This is a genomic window from Candidatus Uabimicrobium amorphum, assembly GCF_009002475.1.
In the GTDB taxonomy this organism is placed as follows: Bacteria; Planctomycetota; Uabimicrobiia; order Uabimicrobiales; family Uabimicrobiaceae; genus Uabimicrobium; species Uabimicrobium amorphum.
This window is the reverse complement of record NZ_AP019860.1, coordinates 1,043,489-1,062,579: the sequence shown is the minus strand read 5'-3', so window position 1 is coordinate 1,062,579 and position 19,091 is coordinate 1,043,489. Positions and strand designations below refer to the sequence as shown.

Below are 19,091 nucleotides of genomic sequence, written 5' to 3'. Positions count from 1 at the left end.
CTATGTCGGAAAATACCCCCAAAGCGAAAAAAATACCAAAAGAACTAACGATCCACGACCATACGCGCATTGACGACTACTATTGGCTAAATGATCGTGAAAATCCACAAGTAGTCGACTATTTAAATCAGGAAAATAGTTATACAGACAATGCCCTAGAACATACACAAGACCTACAACAGAAGCTTTACGATGAAATTATCGGACGTATTAAACAACAAGACGAATCCGTGCCATATTATGCAAACGAGTATTACTATTACGTCAAATTCTTTGAAGGAAAAGAATATCCTGTCTACTGTCGTAAGCATTTAAATTTGGAAAACGAAGAACAGGTGATACTAGATGTCAATGTTTTAGCTGAAGGGCATAGTTATTACCAAGTCAAAGGGCTAAATGTCAGTCAAGACAATACCTTAGTCGCCTTTGGTGTAGACACCAACGGACGCCGCCAATATAAACTGTACATCAAAAATTTGCTTAACAACGAGATTACGGATTGCGAAATAGAAAACACAGTTGGTGGTGTGGCATGGACAAATGACAATGCTGTATTCTTCTACGCAGAAAAAGATCCGCAAAGTCTACGGCCAAACCGCATCTTACGCTATTCGTTAAAAACAAAAGAACGCGAAGTTGTGTATACGGAAGATGATAACACTTTTATTACATTTGTTTATAAAACCAAATCCCGTAAATACATCATGATTGGCTGCTACAGTACCGTTTCCACAGAATACCGTTTTGTCGATGCCGACAACTACCACGAAGACTTCCGCATCATTGAGCCACGTAAGCGCGACTTAGAATATTCCGTGGATCATTTCGCGGAGAAATTCTACATTGTGACCAATGACCAGGCAAAAAACTTTAAGTTAGTGGAAACCTCTATTCATAACACTTCGCGTGAAAACTGGAAAGATGTTATTGCTCACCGCAGTGATGTTCTCATAGAGGCCATTGAAATATTTAAAGATTTTCTCGTCGTGGAAGAACGACAAAAAGGTTTACCACAACTGCGCATCATCAAATGGGATGACAAGAGTGAACATTATCTCGATTTCGGGGAGCCAGCATACATGGCGTATATCTCGGTGAATAGAGAATTTGATACGTCACTACTACGCTACGGTTATACCTCCCTCACAACTCCGAATAGTACTTTTGATTACAACATGAATACCAAAGAGAAAACATTGCTAAAACAGCAAACTGTACTCGGAGACTTTAGCAGTGATCGTTATCAAAGTGAGCGAATAGAGGCCACAGCACAAGATGGTGTTAAAGTTCCGATATCTTTAGTGTATCGCAAAGACAAAAAAAACGATGCGGGAAATCCACTTCTCCTCTATGCATATGGTTCTTACGGACATAGCATTGATCCTAGTTTTAGTTCTGCACGTTTAAGTCTACTTGATCGTGGTTTTATATTTGCCATTGCACATATCCGCGGTGGACAGGAAATGGGGCGTGGTTGGTATGAAGATGGCAAGCTATTTAACAAAAAAAATACCTTTAGCGATTTTATCGCTTGCTCTGAACATGTTATAGAGAAAGGGTACACCACAAAAGATCTTCTCTTTGCAGAAGGCGGAAGTGCCGGAGGTCTTTTAATGGGCGCTGTAATTAACATGTCCGAAAATTTATATCGTGGCGTAATTGCCGCAGTGCCATTTGTCGATGTTGTCACAACAATGCTCGATGATTCTATTCCTCTTACCACCGGCGAATACGACGAGTGGGGGAACCCCAATGTCAAGGAATATTACGAATATATGTTGTCGTATTCACCATACGACAATGTCACCGCCAAAGATTACCCCAATATGCTTGTTACCACTGGGCTTCATGATTCTCAAGTTCAATATTGGGAACCGGCAAAGTGGGTTGCCAAATTGCGTGATATAAAAACCGATAACAATTTACTACTCTTGCATACAGATATGGATTCAGGCCACGGCGGAGCATCAGGTCGTTTTAAGCGACATAAGTTAACCGCTTTGGAATATGCCTTTTTATTCCATCTGTTGGGGATAAAAGAGTAGACAGGTAAGCAATGAGTATATCGCGATACCGTGCCGCCATTTTATTCACTTATTGGCGCATTCGTCGTAAAGTAGGTCATGTCATTAAACGAAAAGGCAAGGTCGATTTACCCCCAGAGTTTTGCGAAAAAAAACTTGTTTTTTTTCACATCCCCAAAGCCGCGGGGAAAAGCCTTGCCACAGCGATCTACGGCACAGATATCAACCACTTTACCTATCGTCAAGTCTCGCAACAACTAGATATGTGTAACTATTATACATTCACTTTCGTACGAAATCCTTGGGATCGAATGGTTTCGGCATACAATTTTTTATGTCGTGGTGGGTGGGGAAAAGTCGATCGTTTCTGGGTAGAGTCAAGGAAACCACACTTAGAAACGTATAGTAAGTTCCTAAGTTATGTGGCGAATCACCCACAAGAAATGGTACATTTTTTACCGCAGACTTATTGGTTAAGTAATCATAACTCCGAAATTGCGCTTGATTTCATCGGTAAATTCGAACACTTACACCACGATTACCAAAAGCTATGTGCTATCCTCAACATCGACAGTCCACTACCGCACATCAACGCATCAAAGCGCAATAAAGATTATCGATCTTACTACAAAACAAGTAAAGATGTAGAGATCATAAGAACTCTCTATAAAAATGATATTCGTGTGTTTGGTTACGAGTATGAGTAAGGTGCCTCGCTACTCTCCCACGAAAACGAGGAATAAATATCATCTAGAATAACAGCACCAGAAGAAGTAATCATAAAATGACAAAAAATGGGATAGTGTGGTCACTACGCAACAGAATTTTTTTATTAAAATTGGGAGAAATCGTCACCTTAACATTGTCGATGTTTCTGTCGCTATTTTTGTGGGAATTTTATAGCAACTCTTCTATGAGCTATACATTTCGTCAATACCAGACCATGGTATTTCTCGAACTATCATGGATATTTGTTGCCATGATTTCCGAATCATACGATCGCAAAAATATACAAAATTTGTTTCTCTACTTTTGTGAACCGCTACGAACCGCTTTTTTTTGTGGTGTCATCTACGCCGTGTTTTACTTTTTTTCTCCGCGAAACACCCTTCCTCGTGGTACCGCTTTTATATACTGCATTGCATCGTGTTTCCTTACCATAATATGGCGCTATACACATTTCAAGATATTTTCTTGGCAAGAACTACGAGAGAATATTGTTATCATCGCCACGAAAAACCTTTTAGGGATTGATAAGCGCATAAATAAAAGTCATTTTAGCGTAGTGGAGATCATCGCCCCGTCACAGCTCGAAAAAATCCTCAACCGAAATCTGCAAAAAGTACATCGTATCATATACAATCCCAACGAGATTACGAAAAACGAAATATACCAGTTATGTGCTCTAAATGACCGTGGAATTCAAATTATTTCCATTTACACGTTTTACGAAGAACTTTTCTCACGTGTGTCCCTCGAATCTCCCGATCTTTTGGAATTACCTCACATACGTCGCAATTTAACAGCATATAAGTTTCTCAAGAGAGGCATTGATTTAACAGGCGCACTCATAGGTTTGGCATTCGCTTTTTCGTTATTACCGTTTGTGGCGTTACTCATAAAAATAGACTCCTCGGGACCAATATTTTTTTCACAAATGCGCAAAGGAAAAAACGGCAAAAACTTTCGGCTGTGGAAATTGCGCACTATGTTTGCTATTCACGAAGAAAATCATATGTGGACACAAAAAAAAGATTTACGCATCACCAGAATAGGCAAATTACTACGAAAAACGCGCATAGATGAACTACCACAACTATGGAACGTATTGCGCGGAGATGTATCTCTTGTCGGAGTGCGGCCACTGAGTATTGAGCAATGTGAAAAGTTTGCCAAAGAAATTCCCTATCACAATTTACGTCATCTCATCACTCCGGGCATTACGGGATGGGCAGTTATTAACCAAGGGTATGTTAACAGCAATGAGGGGGCATTGATTCGCCTAGAGTATGACCTTTTCTATGTTAAACATTGCAATATGTGGTTAGACTTATTTATCCTGATGCGTACAATCACAACGGTGATTACTTTGAAGGGGCTGTAGAATAAACAGTCATCGTGGCCCACATGACTATCAGCTAAGATATAAAACCTTTATGGTCATTCAGCGGCACAGTCATGTGTTTTCATTGCATTTTATATGTATGCAATTTTAGATGCCAAAGTATATTTCTGAATTTGTTCAATCAGCTCATATGGTTCAATGGGCTTCGTTATATAGCCCTCACACCCTGCCGCGTATGCTCTTTTCTTAAAATCATGAGTGTGAAAAGCACTACATGCAATCACCGTTGTATTTGCTGTCGACGGATTTTGTTTAATTTTTCGCGTTGCCTCAAAACCATCTACTTCGGGCATCGCTAAGTCCATCAAGACCACATCGGGATTCTCTCTCACCACCTTCTCGACGATATTTAGCCCAGAAGATGCCTTACTTACGGAATATCCGGACATACTGAGTAATGAAGATATTAAGTCTAAATTTTCGTCGTTGTCATCCACAACCAAAACCGAACGCGAACGAGCTAAACGGAACGTTTGTGCCACTTCTTGAACATAACACTCAAAATCACTGTACTCAAAATTGCCTTTATTCAAAAGCATGGAGGAGCCTTCTTCAATGATAAACTTTTCATCCTGTGTTAGATCTTTCCCCGTCACAATCACAATGGGAATTTTCCGCAAATGAGTATCTTCTTGCAATTTTGCTAAAAACTCGAAACCGTCCATTCCCGGTAGCAATAAATCGAGAATGATCAGTTGAAAATTATGGCACGCCGACACGTAATCAAGGGCCTCTTTACCGTTTTTGGCTATTTTACACCGAAACTTTACGCTCTCTAGGGTAGATTTGTACATTTCCGCGGTATCAACATCGTCTTCCACAATTAAAATATCACCGCGTTGGTGACTGTTTGCCTGGATAAGCGCTTCCAGAAAATCTTTCTCTTTGCCGCTTTGTACCCAGTGATTAATTTGCGCACAAAACTTAGGTACCTCGTCTTCTCCTGAATACAAAATTACCGGAACGTGTTTGGTCGTTGCATGTTCCTTCAATGTTCGAAGTGCCTCAATACCCGATAGTTTAGGTTCAGCAACTATCGCCCAGATATTTTGACTGTTTAAACAATGTTCTAAATCGCAAAGTTCTAGAAAAAATGGTAAATCTTTCAGGCATCTTTGTAGAGAGTCAAAAGACTTTGGGCTCACAATACATGGAACGTACGCTTTGTTCTTTGCTAGTACAAAACGTTTTTCCACGGAAACATTGCCACGTTCTTCCGGCGTATAAACATCCCCGTTTGTGGCAAAGACTTTCTGTTCTTCCACAACATTATTTTCTGTGGAGGGCTCTTGCCACAACGGTACAATCAAGTAAAAAGTTGTCCCTTGTTTTTCTTCACTTTCTACGGAAATATCAATATCCAAAAGTTCGCAAAACTTTTTGGTAATAGCAAGTCCCAAACCTGTGCCACCAAATCTTTTTTTCGTAGTGCTGTCTACTTGTTTAAACGATTCAAAAATATTTTCAATGGTAGAAGCAGGAATACCACAACCGGTGTCGCTAATCGTCACTTTGAGCGCGTCGCTCAAATGAATCACATTTATGGTAATTCCCCCTTGTTCGGTGAATTTTATCGCGTTGCCAATGATATTGGTCAATATTTGTTTTAACTTGGTGAAATCACTGTCAATTTCTTGAAAATTTTCGCCGCGTTGTATCCAATTTAAAGTGATTGACTTTGATTGGGCCAATCCCTCTAGGGTATCTAGGCATTCCTCAATAACATTGGATATGGAAATTCTACTGCGATGTGTTTGCGTTTTACCTGCTTCGATTTTCGAGAAATCGAGAACATCATTGATTAACTGCAATAAACTTTTCGCTGATTTTTCGGCTTTTTTGAGATTGCGGATATTGCGTTCCTCAACCTTACCTTGTAATTTTTTTACGGTAAGAGCCGTATAACCAATCATTGCATTTAGCGGGGTGCGTAATTCGTGACTCATATTCGCCAAGAATTCACTCTTATGGCGGCTCGCCTCTTCTAACTCTTTATTCTTCTGCTGTAGCACTTCTTTGCTCTTTTGAATTTTGCGGTTTTGTTCGCTGAGTGTTTGTGCCAACATCTCGGTTTTTCTTGTGGACATTAAATTCTGTAAGCGCAGAGATATTTTCTCTGCCGCCAGTTCTATAAATTCTTGTTTTTTATAGTCTTCCAAAGTTGCGATAACAATAAGTGCATTGATTTCTTCTTCAAAAATAATGGGTATATACATAACTTTTTTGGGTGTAATCAAGCCCACACCCGTATTGATTTTGAGACGATCTTCGTCTTCTAAAACCATTAACTTACCTTTTTTGACAACTTCCCCGAGTAATGTTTCGCCAAAGGTAAAACGCGCTGGTAAGTTTTTTCGATCAAACGCTTGTGTGGCAATCAAGTCGAAGTGATTTCCTTCACGATGATAAAAAGCGGCCATTAATGACTTAGTGTGAAAATGAAAAAATTCCAAACACGCATCCGCAAAATTTGTGATATTATTTTGTGCAAAAATCTCTTCATTGAGTTTTGCAATATTTGACTTTAGCCAGTTACTTTTTTGCAGAATTTTTTCATTCTGCCATAGTTTATGGTTGAGAGACTCATAATTCGCCTGTTTATTGGCGATTTCCCTCATTTCTTTGCAACTGCGAACGCAAGAGTATATCAGAAAAATATCTTCAAAAACTACCCATGCCGTATGCTCCACCCATCTCCAGTTACTCGCCGTTATGATCCCAAATACCGACTGCGGAAAATAAACACCACGTATAAAATGATCAAGAGCAACAACAGCAGATGCCGAAACTAAAACTTTCCAATCGCGGTAAAACGCAAGAAATGCCAAAGAACCAAAAACGTGGAAGTGGCTTTCAATTCTTCCACCTGTAAGGTGTATAATTAACGCTGAAATAAGTACCTGACTAATGCCTATAATATGTCGTGTAATCGCTTTTCCAGAGTAGAAGTATGCTAAGAAAACAGGAAATACCGTAAATATGCCACCAAATATAAAAGCAGACCACAAGTGAATATGAAAACTCGACTCACTACCCACCCACGTCTTCGGCGAAACTACAACAGCTAAAAACAGGCAAAAGGCATATTGAAAAACCATAAGATACACGAACATTTTATCGACAAATTGACTATTTCGGTGATAAGACTTCTCGTAAATATTTAGCGAATATGCTTGCTCATCGTATAACTCGAGCGATTGTTCTTTTTGCACTCTCGTGCTCCTTTAATTTAGAAAATAGAGCATCCAAAAACAGGCGTTTGGGTAATTTTATTCGATTTTTTATTCAGTATGTTGACGATGGCCTCTACGCCGAAATTATCTCCTGAGTCAAAATGTCCTCGCGAAAGTGTGATACCGCCGTGGAATCTCAACGCATCTGCTGCGTCGTAAAGCAGAACGGTACCGGATATCGTAGCTCCAAATTTTTTGGATTGTTGCGCTTCTCGATCTACATAGGTTCGCAGTTGAATTTTCGATTTCTTATGCTGTAGCAGTAAGGATATTTTTTGAGCCTTTTGAAAAAGCCGTGTTTGGTACCAATGCTTTTTCTCATCCTTGGGAGCGTAAAAAACAACAACGACTTCACAAGGATTTGCCGTGCGGCTAATAATTATTTCAAGGGCACCAATCGTCGCATGGGAACAAGGGCAACGCGGATGAAGAAAAACAAGAAGAGTTGGCTTTTTTTTACTGATGCCTAGTTGGGGTGTTCTCAGCAACTTTTTCGGAACTATACCTAATTTTCCCGGAGTATTTTCATATACACCAAAAAAATAGAAACTCGCAATAATAGCTCCAAGCCATAACACACCAAAGAAAAACACAAAAAACGTTATCGTATTTTTTTTAAATTTGCTACTTGTTTTGGCTTTTTCCATTTTTTAATCGCTTACATATTTTATCATAAAATGTGTCATATATTCATCATATTATTTTTTTCGGCAATATCAACATCGGTTTTACAATAATTTTAAACAATTAAAAAATAATAGACTAATTAGAGCATAAATCCCCGTCTTCACGAGGATTTATAAACGCTATGCAGTAACTACATCTCCAGGTTGTAGAACGATCACTTTGTTTTTATCATTTTCCTCCAGACAATCTTGTAAAGCCTGAGGTGTTCCCGTAAGTATGGGAAAAGTTCCCCAATGCATAGGAACAATATACTGCGCACGCACTTTTTTCGCAAATATTGCGGCTTCTTCGGGGCCCATGGTGAACAAATCACCAATAGGTAACATCAACAATTGTGGATGGTAACGATCTGTAATCAACTCTTCCAAACCAGCAAATAAACATGTATCTCCGGTGTGGTACATGGTAAAATCATTGTCAAAACGAATAATGAAGCCTGCCGCTTCTCCGCCAGGCAAAACTTTTCCCTCAAAATCTATTCCACTAGAGTGCTCGGCATTTACCATCGTTGCGCGCAAATCACTTTCGCGATATGTTCCACCTTTGTTCATTCCCACTAACTGTTCTTGTGGGACACCTTGGCTCGCCAAAAACAGCATGACTTCATAAATAGCGACAATTTTTGCTCCGGTACTATTTGCAATCTCTACGGCGTTACCCACATGGTCAGAATGCCCATGAGTGATGAGTATTAAATCAACTCCGCCATCAACCACTTTCGTTTTTGCATCCTGTGGTGCTGTTGGGCATTCAAACCATGGGTCGATAAGAACTTTTAGTCCTTCGGGAGAAACAAACGAAAATGTGGAATGTCCGTACCAAGTTAACTGAAGTTGTTGCAGTTCCATTATTGCTCCTTTGTCATTTAAATTTTGTATTTAGATTATTTATTTTCCGTTGTCGACAACCGCTGTTCTTTTTTCTATGTCATTTCTTTTGTAAATTTAGAGTTGCCGCAAGAGCATCATCGCGCAATTTTCGGTAATGCTCCTTACACCATGGTGCTTTTGCAATCGCTCGCTCCCACAAAAAAACAGCTTTTGCCATTTGACCGTTTTCGTAAGCCAAATGTGCTTCACTGGCATAACGTTCATAGTGATACTGTAGTCTTTGTTGCATTTTTTGGCGTAAATTCGCACTTTGTTTGAGATATATTACTCGCTCATTTTTGGGACATTTACGCAAAAATAAGTACATATATTCGTAATATATCGACAGATTATTTTTAGGACTTAGAGAATTTTTTGCACATGTAATTACATCGTTATATGCCTTTCGCCAAACAGGTGAAACTTTGGCTATTTTTTTTCCTTGTCGCTCCAACATCGCTCGATAAATGGCAAATCTTAAACTAGCATAGTTTACATGGTTAATAAGCGCATACGCTTTTTCTATTTTACCAAGAGAGTAATAAAATTTTGCTTCCATACCTTTTCTCGGCAAATCAAAATTCCAATTGTTATTGCGAATCTTCGAAAGTACTCGCAACCAATCTTTGCATAGACTATTCACCGTTGCTCGCGCAGTTTTATCTTTATGATGTTTATTGATCCATCCTTGTGCTTTTTGTAGATTTTGACGCGCAAGCTTCCATTTGCTTTGCGTCATATAAATTTGTGCTCTCTGTAAAAAAAGAAGTTCCTTATGTCCAGAATAATAATGCTTATCAACGATATTCAAATGGTACAATGCTTTTGTTGTATTTCCCGAGTAAAACAGATTAATTGCCAAGTAATAGCGTACAACCATATCGTACGGATATTTCTTTAAGCACACTTCTGCGGTGTGGATTGTCTTCTCATATAAATGATGAGCGTGATAAAAAGAAACGAGTTCTTTTAGTAAATACGGCAATGGTTCACAAGCAATGCCGCGTAGTAAATATTGTTCTCTCTGTGTTCCTACCGCATGCATAGCCAAATAATAATTTGTGTCTGCTAGATGCGAAGGTAACGGATTGTCGTCCTCTTTTTTTCCTCTAACAATCGCCATTAGCACCCTAAATTTCTGCGTTAATTCTTGGTTGTTGGCTTTTAGGGCTTGTAGGTTTCCCCAAATACATAGTTGGGCAAATGGTATATTATTCGACCCCAGATTTGCAATACCAAACATGTCTTTCAATTTTAGAATAGATCTCGCAAAAGAAAACAATAAGCGTGGTGGACTATTTTTGCCTATCTTAAGCTGTTTTCTCCAACGATAAATAACCTCATTCTTCCAAGAGTCGTCCTCATGATGACGATCGAAATTTTTCATGTGTGCGTCAAGTCGCATTTGGTCAATGTACATCATACGCGACTTATATTCTTTACGTAATAACTTGTCGCGTTCAAATTCCCATATACTATGAACCTCACTTACCGATGGCTTACTTGTCGCATAGACAAACGCTAAAATAAGTACACTGGCGACCAGTAATAGCTCCGCTATTTTCGCAGAGAAGCACTTGCGTAAAAGCGGATGAGAATACCATACAGGATATAAAAAACTCTGCAAGTCATTATATAAAAACTTGCCATTGGCATAGCGATTTTCAGGACATTTTTCTAAACATTTTAAACAGATGTTTTGCAAACATGGGGAAATACTCGTATTAATACTTCGCAACGGTGCCGGAGATGAATGGCTAATTTGATAAAAGAGCGCCGCAGGATTTTTTTCGTCAAAAGGAAGTTTTCCTGTCAATGTGCGATACATTGTTACCCCTAAAGCGTATATATCACTGCGTTTGTCTACTTTGCTATTCTTCAATTGTTCCGGAGATAAGTATGCGGGTGTTCCCTGGACACGACTTTCTTTTCTCTCGGCATTTTTTTTGTAGGCAAGACCAAAATCCGTAATCTTTGGTTCCCAGTTTTTTGAAATAATAATATTCCGCGGTTTAATATCTCCGTGGACAATATTCCTCGTATGAGCATGGTACAATGCCAGCGCTAACTTAGAAAAAATTTTGCCAACAACATTTTGCGATATATTTTCTTCGGCAATCACCTCGGCCAGTGTACGTCCAGGTACATACTCCATCGTAAAGTAGTACTGTGGATGGGAGCCTACATCATACAGCTTTACCACATTTTTATGGTTTAAATGAGCAATAGCTTTTACTTCGCGAATGAAAGATTCACGATGCTTTTGACCAAGCGCCGTCATCTGCAAAATTTTAAGTGCGACATATTGGTTTCTTTGTGGATCAAAAACTTTGTACACGACCCCCATCGCTCCATGGCCCAGGTAGGAATCAATACGATATTGTGCAAACGTTTGTCCTGGACAAAGACTATTTGGCATATCGTGTTTCATTATTCTTACTTTCTGTGAGTTTGGCAAAAGCGCGCTTTTGCATGTTTTTGAAATGTACGGAGGGTATAATGTCGTTTGCTTTATCCCAGTAAAGAATCGCCGTAGCGTATTCGCCTTTATAATAGTATTCTCGGGCTTTTATATAAAAAAATGCATAGTTGTCGACGATTTCCTTTAGTCTTTGTTCGTCAAGCACCGGCATATTATCAACATTGTTTTGCAAACACCAAATTCTAAAATTTGCAACGGTTAAAATTTTTAATAGATCAATGGGCCTACCTACATCAGAAATAGCTTTTATTTTGCGCTTTATTTTTTTCATTGTCTGTGCATCCACGCGATGGGTACTCATAATTTTCTTCACCATGAAACGCAATTCTTGTAACGCACACAAACATTTTAAACGCTGAAAAGACCTATTTGCCTCATTTTCTTTAGTATCGTGAAGCAATTGCTGTATCTTCTTTAACAACTCTTGTGCTTGTGGGAAAAAACTTAGTTCGATCCATATATCCGCAAGAGCTAAATGTCCCGCAAAAGTCATTTGAGAATGCTCATAATTTTTCAACAATTCGACAGTGGCTTGTTGCTTGGTGGTCAGTTGTTTTCTATCAATACTTTGCATTACGCGTTTCGCAAGTTCTTGATTATTTGTGGCCAATAAATACTTGATTCTTAAAACTTGTACCCATGATGTCTGTTTTTGCCAAACATTCGTTTTCCACTTGCGAAAGGTCTCCTTCACCTTGTGAAACTCACCAACGGCGAGATGTTTTTTCGCCATGAGAAAATCCATCTCCACAAGAGAGTTATTCATTTTCTTCAACAGATCATAGGTTTCCTGTGCTTTGTCAAAAAATCCACAGGCGATATACACATCCAATAATTCAAGATAAACGCGCTCTTCGTGGGGAATCAATAGCTGCGCTTGGTGCAAAAAAACTATTTTCTGACCTAGTTGCGAAGCGGAGCAACATAAATACAAATCTCCGTAGCCTGTATTGAGTAACGTATTGCGCGGTGTATTTTCTAAACAGTGCCGTGCAATATTCTCCGCGCATTTAATAAAACGCCTATCCGCAAAACCAAGGTGCTTATTTTTTAGCAATGCACTCTCCTGCAAAATACGCGCTGCCAATTTTTTCACTTGCTGATTATCTTGCTCTTTTGTCTTTAAAATAAGTTCTAATACATGTACGCGTACTAAAAATATTCGACTTTTCACTCTCTCCATTTTTTGCGCGTCTTGTAAAGCCTTTTTCATGTTATCTTTTTTGAGTTGTCGCATTTGATACAACAGATTGCTACGCTTTGCATACGCCCATTTTTGGCGAGAGCCCTTCTGCGTTTTTACCTCGCGCCCGTAGTATTTCAATAGCTGCGTGGGATCGGTCTTGTGGGTAGAAACCAACTCCTCTTTGATTGTCGTTATCTGACGCACTGGTTTGCCTAATGTAAGCATAATTAACAAAATACTATTTATCACTATCCAAAATGCGATACGCAAATTGCGCGATAATTTCCATGGAGTTTTGGCGTCATTTTCTATCGCAGAGTCTTGTTTTTTTGTAGCGCATATTTTTAATGACTCATCACCAAGTAATTTTTTTAGCATATGCACCGACTCGATGCGTTCGCTAGGGTCTTTGCGCAAAGCCCCACTAATTATTTGGGAAATACGTTGTTGTTTGTTGTCCTTTGTCTTGGCAAAAACAGGCGGCAATTCATAATGCATAATTCGGTCAATCGTCGAAACAATACGTCCCGTAGAAAAAGGAGACTCTGGTAACCACGCCAAGAATTGATAAAAAACAATTCCCAACGAAAACACATCTAAATTTTCGTAACTCTTGATACTCCGATCAATTTGTTCCGGCGTCATGTAGTCGGGTGTTCCGATAATATTATCGGTTTTCGTGATGGTCGCCAATTCACCATTAATCGCCTTAGCAATACCAAAATCCAGCAGTTTCGGTGCCAAATCAGGGGGAGTGAGAATAATATTTTCTGGCTTAATATCACGGTGGACAATTCCACTGCGATTCAAGGTCGCCACCGCATCGCAAATTTGCATCATAATTTGCAACTGCTTTTCCAGAGAAATACTCTTGGGATGATGGCGCACGAAATCACAAAGAGTAATCCCTTGCACATACTCCATGACAATAAAGTAACGATTTTGAATCTGAAAAAAATCCAATCCGCGTATAAGGTGGGGATGTTGTATTTTTGTCATAAAATAATATTCGCGCTTGATGCGTTCCGCCACATTATCTTCCTGTGGACAACAGCATTCTTTAACGGCGACCTGTTTTTGTGTGCGAAGATCTGTCATTAAATACACTTTACCCATACCACCTTGGCCAAGCATCTTTTCCCATTTATAGCGATTGTGGAGTAAACGAGACTTTGCCATAATTATTACCGCTCGCTTGCTTTTTGGCGAAACTTTTTCAATGTTCTATCTCCCCAAATATGACCAGGATTTAACTTTAGATACTTTTTCATATATACAATGGCTTTATCATATTGCTGCTGCTCAGCGCAAAGAAGACTATAGTGGTAATAAAAGTCCATCAAGTCCGACATCGCAAGTTGATGTGGATTGACTTGTTCAAAGTGGTATTTTGCAAGTGAAATGTTTTTTTTCACATAACTACGACCAAGTAAGTTGTGCGCAGGACCGTAGCTTTCCTCGTCAATGATTTCCCAGGCTATTTTTCTTGCAGTATTCACTCTAACTTTGGCGTTCATACTTTTTGGCTTGCCACTATAGTACCAACGCGCCAAGTAAATCTTTTCCATACGTTCAATTTCGCGGCGATACCATGGAGTGATTTGTTTCGCTTTGTGGCACAGAGTCACAGCTCTAGCATAATGCCCTTTGCCATAGAAAAAGCGCGCCATATACAAAGGTACAAAATAATACCCATTCCATTCTTTGGCAAGATTTTTTAAAAACTCAAGTTGATCTGAATGTATGTTTGCGTACTGTTTATAACGAGTGCTTGGGCAAAGCTCCAAAAAGTCTAAAGCATAGCGATAAGCTATCGCCCGATAATCGCGTTTTTTTCCATATAAAATAGTAGTTATTGCAGTATCATAGGCTTCTTTCCAAATAGAATCGTAGGCGCTAAAACTAGAAATCTTGTTATAAAGAATAGTACGGTAAATGGCCAAGATTAAAGTTTTATCACCGGCCTTATCTATTACATTGTAGGCTTTTTCTATTTTACCCAACTCATAATACCACCTAATCGCTTCGGAATCAGGGAGGTCTAGCGTAAAGTCCTTGTCTTTAACATTCGAGATCACTTGTTGCCATATTTGAAATTTACTCGAAAAGTTATTGATACTTTCGCCATATTTATCGACCCATTCCCGCGCTTTAGTCAACGCGTTCTTCGCTTTTTGGTATTTTTTTTGGAGAACAAATATACGCGCTTTCTCGAAAAAAATTAACTCCCGTGATGTGTCGAAGAAATTTTGTTGCAAAAACTCTAAATGGAGTAAAGCTTTTTTGTATTCTCCCACAAAACCAAAAGCGCGGGCTATTATATAATGACTTGACAGTTCATAAGGATTGAATTTTAAGTGACACTGGTGAAGAGCAATGGCTTCATGATAAAAATGATGATACATATAAAAATTTCCAAGCCTACCATACAAACGATGGCCCTGTTTACTGTCAACGGCACGAAGAAGAAGCTTTTCGCGCAACCAAGTATTGTCACAACGTACTGCTAACGAAAGCATTAGATAGGGATTTGTTATATCCTTTGAGATCTGTGAAATAACCTTATATTTGGAAGTGTGTAACCAGTCTATCGATTCTTTTTTTTCCTTGTAAACACGCTCCAATCTGTCTATTTCCATGTTCATTTCATGAACTTTTTTGAATTGTGTAAACTTGTTTATATATTCTTGTTGATTGTGTTTTTTTGCTAACTGTAATGCTAGACTACAAACTTCGTTAAAATGATATTTTTTTTCCGTAATGTACTCATTTTTCTGCATTTCAATCAGTAACTGCAAAAACCGGTACACATGCTTTAAATCGGAAATACTTGCTGTCTGCATTTTTTGGTAGGTATTTTCAATGGCTTTGTCGGTATCTTTTTTCCAGTGCAAATCTCCCGACCAAATACGCTGTGACAACAACTCCAAATAATGAATAGAAAAATCTTGCTTGCGATGCCAAGACAGTAGAGCTTTACTTTTGTCGTTATGCCAAGAATAATCACTCGTAATTTCATTTGCCTTCACTTTTTGTGGAACAATTACACGTGTTTTATCATACCAAACGACGATAAAAATTGTTGTTGTTAGCAACAGCAACACTTCACCGTAGAACAAAAACGTATTTTTCCACATTTTTTGCGAAAGCTCTTGTGCTAAAGATTTTCCGTCAACAAATTGCTTGAAGTCACAGGCCAAAAATTTACTATTCACATAACGCGATTCGGGGCTACGTTGAATACACTTTAAACAGATTCTCTCCAAACTTTTGGGAATGTGCTTAATGATTTCTCGAGGTTTCTGTGGCTCGTGGTGAACGATCTGATAAAAAAGTGCCGCATAATTTTTTTCCGAAAACGGCAGTTGTTTGGTCAAACAATAATATAGAGTAACACCTAAGGAATATATATCAGAGCGTTTATCAACAGCTTTGTATTGTAGTTGTTCGGGGGCTAAATACGCTGGTGTCCCCTCGACAGAAGTACTATTATTAGTTGTACCTTTGCGATTTTTTGCCAAACCAAAGTCCATAATTTTCGGTTCATAATTTTCGTCAATCATAATATTTTGCGGCTTAATATCCCCATGGATAATCCCCTTAACGTGAGCATGATACAATGCCAGAGATATCTTGTGAAAAATTTTACCGAGAGTCGAAAAATCAAGATCTTCGCTGTTGACAACTTGTGCAAGCGTTTTGCCCTCTACATACTCCATAGCAAAATAGTGGAGCGGCTCAACACCTGCGTCAAACAATTTTACAATATTTTGGTGATAGAGTTTTGCAATTGCTTTTACTTCGAGAACGAATTTTCGGTGCTGCTTTTCTCCAATAAAATCTGCCTGTAAGATCTTAAGAGCTATATGCTGTTGGCGTTTTTTGTCAAAGGCTTTATAGACAATTCCCATCGCCCCTTCGCCAACAACTTCTTCTATCCTGTAATGGAGAAAATTTTGGCCTACTGACAAATGCGTATTTTTTAGATGTCTTTGCATTATTATTCTCCATTCTTGAGAAGTTGCCAAGCACGATATTGCTTTTTGGTGAGATAGTTGCGAAAAACAGGTTGCTCTTGAATGGCATTTTCCCAATAACCTATGGCATCCAGGTATCTTTTTTGCTGGAAATGGTATTGTCCATAAATATTAAAAAAAGTGTAATCGTCACAATGCAAACGTAAAATATCGTTATATTTCTGTAGATTACCGTTGTTGTAGGTTGCAAAACGAACCATCGCTAGCAGTGACAGAAACTGTTCTGTAGACCCTTCAATATTCTTTAATGCGACTATTTTGTCAAATTTAGCAATGGAAAAAACCGTTTGGCCATGTTGCAACTCATGGTTATATAACCGTAATTTAGTGCAAAGCAAATCCACTTTTGTGCGTTGCGTTGCCAATCCATAGAAGCGACTTTTGTTTGCGTCAAGACTATCTTCGACATAATCGGTATACTTTTTTGCCAGCGCAATATTATTTTTGAGCAAATATAACTTTGCTGTTTGTAGCAATACGTCATCACTTCCCAGCCTTTTTTCATCAAGAGCACATTCAAGCGAAGCTTTCAAATCGCCTTCTTTTTTAGAAAGCTTTTTAGACTCCGGTAATTTACGAAGAGTTGTACGCACTGCGTCATAATCACCCATCAAAAATAAGTATTGACAATGCAAAAGTTGTAGCAAATGACTATGAAATATTTCGTAGTGGACAAGTTTACCTAGTATTTGTTTCGCTTTGTGTACTTTGCCACACAACATAAAAATCGATAACATTTCAACATCCGCACTCAACAAATGAGAGTTTACATTTTGTTGTAAGTGATCATACAACGCCTCTGCATCATCGTAAAAACCAGCCACGGAGTAAGTCTCCAATAATTTAACGAGCACAAGTTCTTCATCGGGAATCGCAAGTAGAGATTGCTGCAAATACTTTATTTTCTTGCTGAGTGGTAGCTCTCCATGTAATGCAAAAAATAAACTCACATAGCCACCAAAAATTTTTTGTGTTGTGAGAAGCTTGTTGCCCTGAGTTTTTTTAAACTCCAATATAATTTGTAAAACCTCTGCAAATTGAAGACACCTATCAAGCATTTTTATTTCCACTGGATTTTTGTCCGTCTTTTTTTCAAGAGCAGCGATTATTTCCTTATTTTTGCTGCGTTGCTTTTTAATGTTCCTACTTAACCAAGTTTTACGCAAAATAGTATCCATCATACCAACATAAAATATTTGATAGGTCAATCGAAGTGAGCGATAATCGCCTTTGTTTTTACGACTATGTAAACCCCTCAACCAAGTTTGAAGAGCTTCTTGTCTGTAACGCTTATCTTTTTCACGCATTTTAAAAAAAAGCATACCACGCTCGTAAAATTCCAACGTAGGACGGTTTTTTTTACTAAATTCAATCAGTGTGTTTGCGTAATCAATGCCTATACGTTGTACGTTCTGTTGTGTCGTTGGTAATTTCAATAAAGTCACAATCAATACGAAATTTAATACCAACCAAAAAATAAGGCGCATGTAACGAAAATTCGAATACTGGGGAGAAGAAACCGCCGCACTAACTTGCGTTTGTTGCTTTTGTATCGAAGTGTCTATGGTAAGTACTCTACGAATTTTTTGCTCGTCACGATGGCTGATTAGGTGTTGCAGCTCTCGAACCGATTCAATTCGTTCTTGCGGATTTTTGCGTAATGCCCAGGCAATTACCTGCGAAATGTATTTTTTATGTGGCTCTTTTGTTACCTGAAACAATGGTGGTAACTCGCTATTCATGATACGATCAAGAGTAGAAACCATTTGCCCTGCAAAAAAAGGTGAATGTGGCATCCAAGACAAGAATTGATAAAATACAATTCCCAAAGAAAAAACGTCTAAGTTTTCAGCATTTTCTATGCGTGGATCAATTTGTTCAGGCGTTATATACGCCGGCGTGCCGATGATATTGCTGGTTTTGGTGATGGTCGCCAATTCACCATTGATGGCCTTGGCAATACCAAAGTCTAGTATTTTCGGCTTCAAATCAGGAGGAGTGAGAATAATATTTTCTGGTTTAATATCGCGGTGAATGATGCCACTTGCGTTTAAAGTCGCCACCGCATCACAGATTTGCGCCATAATTTGTAACTGTTTTTCCACAGAAATACTTTTGGGGTGGTCGCGTACAAAATCACAAAGAGTAATTCCTTCCACATATTCCATCACGATGAAGTAACGATCCTTTATCTGGAAAAAATCAAGACCTTGTATTAGATGCGGATGCTGTATTTTCGTCATAAAGTAATATTCGCGCTTTATGCGTTCCACAACATCATCTTCCGGTGGACAAAAACACTCTTTGACCGCAACATACTTTTCGGTGTGCACATCTGTCATTAAATGCACTTTCCCCATACCGCCTTGACCAAGCATCTTTTCCCATTGATAACGATTATTGAGCAATCGAGACTTTCCCATAACGCTTTATCTTTCTAATACAATT

The 19,091-nt window shown here is 38.7% G+C and carries 10 protein-coding genes; 3 read left to right on the top strand and 7 right to left on the bottom strand.

The features are described 5' to 3' along the window. Positions 1 to 2: 2 nt before the first annotated feature. The 3 genes from UABAM_RS03625 (at position 3) to UABAM_RS03615 (ending at position 4,128) form a co-directional block, all read left to right on the top strand. Positions 3 to 2,045 (top strand): S9 family peptidase, encoded by a 2,043-nt coding sequence (locus UABAM_RS03625; protein ID WP_151966640.1) that lies wholly within the window; start codon positions 3 to 5, stop codon positions 2,043 to 2,045. A gap of 11 nt (positions 2,046 to 2,056) precedes the next feature. After that, positions 2,057 to 2,731: a sulfotransferase family 2 domain-containing protein gene (locus UABAM_RS03620; protein ID WP_151966639.1), complete on the top strand. Its 675-nt coding sequence runs from the start codon at positions 2,057 to 2,059 to the stop codon at positions 2,729 to 2,731. A 77-nt stretch (positions 2,732 to 2,808) separates the two neighbouring features. Continuing rightward, positions 2,809 to 4,128 carry a sugar transferase gene (locus tag UABAM_RS03615; protein WP_151966638.1) on the top strand — a complete coding sequence of 440 codons (1,320 nt, stop codon included), beginning with the start codon at positions 2,809 to 2,811 and terminating at the stop codon, positions 4,126 to 4,128. Between the two features lie 92 nt (positions 4,129 to 4,220). On the opposite strand, the gene UABAM_RS03610 is transcribed toward UABAM_RS03615, so the two are convergent. The 7 genes from UABAM_RS03610 to UABAM_RS03580 all read right to left on the bottom strand — a co-directional run bounded on the left by UABAM_RS03610 (position 4,221) and on the right by UABAM_RS03580 (position 19,066). After that, entirely contained in the window at positions 4,221 to 7,361 is a 3,141-nt protein-coding gene (locus tag UABAM_RS03610) for a hybrid sensor histidine kinase/response regulator (protein WP_151966637.1), read from the bottom strand. 17 nt (positions 7,362 to 7,378) lie between these two features. Next, a complete protein-coding gene (locus tag UABAM_RS03605; protein WP_151966636.1) occupies positions 7,379 to 8,029 on the bottom strand; it encodes a thioredoxin domain-containing protein in 651 nt (216 codons plus the stop codon). A 159-nt stretch (positions 8,030 to 8,188) separates the two neighbouring features. After that, entirely contained in the window at positions 8,189 to 8,917 is a 729-nt protein-coding gene (locus tag UABAM_RS03600) for a metal-dependent hydrolase (protein WP_151966635.1), read from the bottom strand. A 79-nt stretch (positions 8,918 to 8,996) separates the two neighbouring features. Then, the gene (locus tag UABAM_RS03595; RefSeq protein WP_151966634.1) at positions 8,997 to 11,369 is read right to left on the bottom strand and encodes a serine/threonine-protein kinase; all 2,373 of its coding nucleotides are present in this window, start codon (positions 11,367 to 11,369) and stop codon (positions 8,997 to 8,999) included. Further along, positions 11,347 to 13,785 carry a serine/threonine-protein kinase gene (locus UABAM_RS03590; protein WP_151966633.1) on the bottom strand — a complete coding sequence of 813 codons (2,439 nt, stop codon included), beginning with the start codon at positions 13,783 to 13,785 and terminating at the stop codon, positions 11,347 to 11,349. Before UABAM_RS03590 ends, UABAM_RS03595 begins: the two co-directional genes overlap by 23 nt. Positions 13,786 to 13,790: 5 nt before the next feature. Further along, the gene (locus tag UABAM_RS03585; protein WP_151966632.1) at positions 13,791 to 16,604 is read right to left on the bottom strand and encodes a serine/threonine-protein kinase; all 2,814 of its coding nucleotides are present in this window, start codon (positions 16,602 to 16,604) and stop codon (positions 13,791 to 13,793) included. 2 nt (positions 16,605 to 16,606) lie between these two features. After that, a complete protein-coding gene (locus tag UABAM_RS03580; protein ID WP_151966631.1) occupies positions 16,607 to 19,066 on the bottom strand; it encodes a serine/threonine-protein kinase in 2,460 nt (819 codons plus the stop codon). Between the last annotated feature and the right edge of the window lie 25 nt (positions 19,067 to 19,091).

Coding starts and splice junctions, on each gene's coding strand:
- UABAM_RS03625 (WP_151966640.1), top strand. CDS start 3: ATGTCGGAAAATACCCCCAAAGCGAAAAAAATACCAAAAGAACTAACG.
- UABAM_RS03615 (WP_151966638.1), top strand. CDS start 2,809: ATGACAAAAAATGGGATAGTGTGGTCACTACGCAACAGAATTTTTTTA.
- UABAM_RS03620 (WP_151966639.1), top strand. CDS start 2,057: ATGAGTATATCGCGATACCGTGCCGCCATTTTATTCACTTATTGGCGC.
- UABAM_RS03600 (WP_151966635.1), bottom strand. CDS start 8,917: ATGGAACTGCAACAACTTCAGTTAACTTGGTACGGACATTCCACATTT.
- UABAM_RS03580 (WP_151966631.1), bottom strand. CDS start 19,066: ATGGGAAAGTCTCGATTGCTCAATAATCGTTATCAATGGGAAAAGATG.
- UABAM_RS03595 (WP_151966634.1), bottom strand. CDS start 11,369: ATGAAACACGATATGCCAAATAGTCTTTGTCCAGGACAAACGTTTGCA.
- UABAM_RS03605 (WP_151966636.1), bottom strand. CDS start 8,029: ATGGAAAAAGCCAAAACAAGTAGCAAATTTAAAAAAAATACGATAACG.
- UABAM_RS03590 (WP_151966633.1), bottom strand. CDS start 13,785: ATGGCAAAGTCTCGTTTACTCCACAATCGCTATAAATGGGAAAAGATG.
- UABAM_RS03585 (WP_151966632.1), bottom strand. CDS start 16,604: ATGCAAAGACATCTAAAAAATACGCATTTGTCAGTAGGCCAAAATTTT.